The organism is Mesorhizobium sp. M7A.F.Ca.US.006.04.2.1 (genome assembly GCF_004022915.1).
GTDB classification, from domain to species: domain Bacteria; phylum Pseudomonadota; class Alphaproteobacteria; order Rhizobiales; family Rhizobiaceae; genus Mesorhizobium; species Mesorhizobium ciceri.
Genome location: NZ_RZQA01000621.1, coordinates 1 through 3,906, shown reverse-complemented (window position 1 = coordinate 3,906; position 3,906 = coordinate 1). Strand labels below are relative to the sequence as shown.

Below are 3,906 nucleotides of genomic sequence, written 5' to 3'. Positions count from 1 at the left end.
ACCTTGCACGGCATAGGCACCGGTAAGGGGCACGGCGGCTCCGATGTAGACGGTGTCGCCCGCCGACCCGGCCGGCCAGGTGCCTATCGCGGGCTTGTCGTCGGCCGCAAAAGCCGCAAAGCTGGATAAGGGCAGAACGGCGCTACCGAGAAGACCTGCGCCCGCGTGCAGCATGCTACGGCGGGATATATGGGAAGTATTTTGATCGTCGAGTGGCATCAGCTGTTCCTCCTTAGCGTGGAGCCGTCGGACGACTCTCATTGTTGTTCCGGAAACCGGTTTTTTTCAGCGAGACGCTGAAAATGGCCTATTTGCATGGGCATTCGCAGTGGCGTAGGCCTGCCAGTCAATACAACTTTCGTTTGATGATTCTGTTCATTGATCTGGATTAATAAGCATAGGAAAGTTTCATTGAAGGTCATGAACATGTGGAGCATGGCATGCCGCTGACCGGCCATCCGATCGTGACCCGACTGACACGTGCAATGAAGCTGGAATCGCTAGACATCAAACGTCTTGAGGCAATCTTCGAGCGCGATCTTACCATTCGGAAACGGGAGGAACTCGTCGTTCACGGCTCCGAGTTCCGAAACCTGTGCTTTGTTAAAGACGGCTACGCGATCCGTTACAGGTTGCTGCGCAGCGGCAGGCGGCAAATCCTGAAGCTTATCCTGCCGGGTGATGTCATTGGATTCCCGGTCAGCTTTTTCGATCGATCGACTTGTGCGGTCGTTGCCGTGAGCGAGCTGACCTACGCCGTGTGCTCGTTCGACGCTTACGTTCGTCTCTGCTACGAGCAGCCCCAATTCGGTCTGGTGTTAAGTTGGCTCGCCGCCCAGGAGGCAGCGACTTATGCGGAACACATTGTCAATCTGGGTCGGCGCACTCCGATTGAAAGGCTGGCGCACCTTTTGCTAGAGATCCACGCGCGTCTCCTGGAGGTGGAACGCGCTGACGAAGAAAGTTTCGACTTGCCATTTTCGCAGGAAGTCATGGCGGACGCGCTCGGGCTGAGCGTGCCCCATCTCAATCGCGTCATTCAGCAATTGCGCGCCGAACACCTTATCACCAGCAACGCGCGCTTTATCGAGCTGACCGATCTTGCGGGCCTTCAAAGATTGGCTCAGTACCAGCCCATGACCCTAATCCCCGTCCCGGGGCCGAAACAGCTGGAGTGATCACACAGCCCTATTGCGAGCGGGCATCGAATGCGTTGTCGATTTGGCCTCTATGTCTGTTATCAAGAGCAACTTTATCAATGCTGACTGCCAGCTGCAGTTGCGTCATCCCATCCTTGCTGAGCATGATCGAACGACTTCACCGAGTGGCGAATGACGTTTCTCCGGGGCGAGGAACTTGGCCGTCAGATTGCAACGATGGGTTAGCAGAGCCGCGTTTGGCAGCAGCTTCCCAGCGATGGTCTCGCTGATCAGCGGCATGGCCGAACCGCCGGCGCCGGGCGTGGTGAACTCGTGCAGCTCGACGAAGGCGAAATTGGAGGTGCGGTCGGTGGCGACGAACATGTTCAGCTTGCCCCGCTCGGTGCGCACCTCCGCGACGTCGATATGGAAGTAGCCGATCGAATAGCTCTTGAACTTCTTCTTTGCCGGCTTGCCGCCGGCGCAGCCGCCGCAAACAGCGGCTCGGACCCTCACCACCGCAGCTTCGCTTCGAAGTTGAACCCGGTGCCAAGGTCACTTGAGGACAAAAAAGTCGCACCGGCTTGGAATAGCTTCGCCATCGTCTCAGTATACGGCACATGAATGCGAGCTTCGACGTCACTCCGCATCTGGAGGATCTGTGGCGGTATGGTCGAGTGCTTACGCACAACGACGCAGACGCCGACGACTTGGTGCAGGAGTCGCTTGTCCGCGCTCTTTCCTTGGCTCGCAGTTACGATTCTTCGCGTCCTCTCATGCCCTGGCTGATCACAATCGTGCGAAATACCTTTCTAACCAGTGCGGTGCGTGCGGACGCAGAGAGGCGGCGGATTGCCGCCTTTGCGGAGCAGTCTGACCCACTGTTACTGCCATCGCAGGAGCACAGCACCGAACTCTCCAATGTCAGAAAGGCGCTGAGAGAGTTGCCTACGGAGCAAGCCGAAGTTCTCCATTTGGTCGGCGTCCTCGGCTTCACCTATTCTGACGCCGCAACAGTACTCGGCGTACCGCAGGGAACTGTTATGTCCCGCCTGAGCCGCGCACGAGTTGCCCTGAAGAACAACATGGAAAAACTACGCGATTGCGCGCCTTCCCAGTTAAAAGTTGTAGGAGGCCGTGATGTGGCCAAGTGACCGTATTTCCGAGGACGAGATCAATCGCTTCCTTGACGGCGAACTGACCCAGCCTCAGAGATCCGACCTCCAGGCACGGCTTGCCCTGGAGCCGGAACTGGCGGCGGAAGTTTTTGCCCAGGCACAGCGCATGGAAGCATTGCGCGTCGCTCAACCGCAGCGGCTTTTCCCGCCCCGAGTTAGCGTGGACAAGGCCAAGCAACTGGAAAGTGCGTTTCGACGGCTAAGAATATTCAGTGCGCTCAAACTGCAAACGGCAGCCGCCTTGCTCATTCTGGCGGGTTGGTCGGCCAACTCATTGACACTGCCTCTCCGCCAGGGAGGGCAAACCACCGATGAGAATTTCATTCTTGCCGCGCGTGATGCCTTGCGAGTCGCCCAGCTGAATGCCGGTCCCGAAAGGGGCAGTGAGCCAAAGCAGGACAAAATCGAGCGACTGGTCGGCGCCATGAACATCAGCATGCCCGCTCTTCCAGCGACATGGAGGGTGAAAGATGTTCAGGTGCAGCCCTGGAACGGGCGGCAGAGCCTTGTCGTGACGGCTGACACACCGAGCGTTGGCCAGATCACACTGGTTGCGGTCGCGATGAGCGGCGAAGACGCCGTACCGCCTACTCCCGCTACGGATGGGCGCGTGCCGACCATATACTGGCAATCGGGCGGCACGGCCTACGCCCTGATGGGCCCTGCCGCGCCCGACCGACTTGAAAAAGAGGCTAAGGAAATCGAGGTGGCCACCCGGAGGAGCGTCGCTGCCAAAATACGGGGCTGAGGACCATTGGGCTATCATTAGTCAAAGGAAAGTGAGACTGCATGTCTGCCGAACAAATCCAGAAACATTTCATACGGTTTCTTGGTTCGGATGTCGGTGTATCGTTCAGTAATCCGTTAGATCCCCGCGAAGTCATTCTGTATCGGCCTGACAAATTGTCCGAGACATTTGTGACGTGGGCGTTCGAGGAACTGAAAAAGACCACGCCGGACGTCGCAAGAAAGATTGACCGACTGCTTGTATCATATGAAACCCGACATGGCCGCACTCGTCGCGGGATAAACATCTCCTCAACCAGCAATGTGCCTCAGCAGCGAAATCCTGAGTTATCGCGAGTTGAGGCTTCGGGGCGGGCGGCATGATAAGGCTTCCGCCGCCGACCCTAGGAGCCCTGCGGTATTACCCGTCGACGTGCCCGATTTGCGAAGAAACCGCGCTCGCGGCCGACATTATCTTGCGAACGGTAGAATTCCAGTGCGCCCGCTGCGGCGGATACGAAATCACCGCCGCCGCGCGCTCGGCAATGCGAGCTATGTCCCCGGAGCGCCGCATGCTGTGGCTTTCGCAGGCCCGGCTACAAATGTCCGGCGCTCAAAGAATAGCTCTCATACTCTGTGCGAGTGCAGATTTGATGGGCCGTGAATAATTGCGGTTTTGCGAAACCCCATCGAGTTCGGATGCAGGCGCCCATGAAGGAACGCGCCAACATCACCGTTTGGGGGAGCACAAGAGTGATGCTGTTTGAGCAAGTCCGCCCGCGGGCGTTTCCTGGCGGCCCGGCATTTTCGGCGGAGTTGGTGCCGGACCGATCCGCTATGTTGTTTTCGATGTAATCCATCTC

5 protein-coding genes and 2 pseudogenes are annotated in these 3,906 nt (G+C 57.9%); 4 read left to right on the top strand and 3 right to left on the bottom strand.

Going from position 1 to position 3,906, the window contains the following annotated elements; translation table 11 throughout:
• Window positions 1-219: pseudogene (locus EN925_RS40220) on the bottom strand (branched-chain amino acid ABC transporter substrate-binding protein); the annotation flags it as partial.
• A 221-nt stretch (window positions 220-440) separates the two neighbouring features.
• Between EN925_RS40220 and EN925_RS26630 the strand changes: the two are divergent.
• Window positions 441-1,178 (top strand): Crp/Fnr family transcriptional regulator, encoded by a 738-nt coding sequence (locus EN925_RS26630; RefSeq protein WP_127368573.1) that lies wholly within the window; start codon window positions 441-443, stop codon window positions 1,176-1,178.
• A gap of 291 nt (window positions 1,179-1,469) precedes the next feature.
• Here EN925_RS26630 and EN925_RS26625 read toward each other — a convergent pair.
• Window positions 1,470-1,619, bottom strand: a pseudogene (locus EN925_RS26625) (IS481 family transposase); the annotation flags it as partial.
• 140 nt (window positions 1,620-1,759) lie between these two features.
• On the opposite strand from EN925_RS26625, the gene EN925_RS26620 reads away from it, so the two are divergent.
• From EN925_RS26620 to EN925_RS26610, 3 genes are read left to right on the top strand one after another with little or no spacing between them, the layout of a single operon-like run.
• Window positions 1,760-2,293: a sigma-70 family RNA polymerase sigma factor gene (locus EN925_RS26620; RefSeq protein ID WP_064995211.1), complete on the top strand. Its 534-nt coding sequence runs from the start codon at window positions 1,760-1,762 to the stop codon at window positions 2,291-2,293.
• The gene (locus EN925_RS26615) at window positions 2,280-3,065 is read left to right on the top strand and encodes a hypothetical protein (RefSeq protein WP_064995212.1); all 786 of its coding nucleotides are present in this window, start codon (window positions 2,280-2,282) and stop codon (window positions 3,063-3,065) included. The genes EN925_RS26620 and EN925_RS26615 overlap by 14 nt, the downstream gene beginning before the upstream one ends.
• Before the next feature lie 41 nt (window positions 3,066-3,106).
• Window positions 3,107-3,427 carry a hypothetical protein gene (locus tag EN925_RS26610; RefSeq protein WP_127385082.1) on the top strand — a complete coding sequence of 107 codons (321 nt, stop codon included), beginning with the start codon at window positions 3,107-3,109 and terminating at the stop codon, window positions 3,425-3,427.
• A 212-nt stretch (window positions 3,428-3,639) separates the two neighbouring features.
• Here EN925_RS26610 and EN925_RS40215 read toward each other — a convergent pair.
• Window positions 3,640-3,906 (bottom strand): hypothetical protein (locus EN925_RS40215; protein ID WP_206632942.1); only part of this gene is annotated, 267 nt, incomplete at its 5' end.

Excerpts from the sequence above, each read along its gene's own strand:
- EN925_RS26630 (WP_127368573.1), top strand. The coding sequence starts at position 441 with ATGCCGCTGACCGGCCATCCGATCGTGACCCGACTGACACGTGCAATG.
- EN925_RS26620 (WP_064995211.1), top strand. The coding sequence starts at position 1,760 with ATGAATGCGAGCTTCGACGTCACTCCGCATCTGGAGGATCTGTGGCGG.
- EN925_RS26615 (WP_064995212.1), top strand. The coding sequence starts at position 2,280 with ATGTGGCCAAGTGACCGTATTTCCGAGGACGAGATCAATCGCTTCCTT.
- EN925_RS26610 (WP_127385082.1), top strand. The coding sequence starts at position 3,107 with ATGTCTGCCGAACAAATCCAGAAACATTTCATACGGTTTCTTGGTTCG.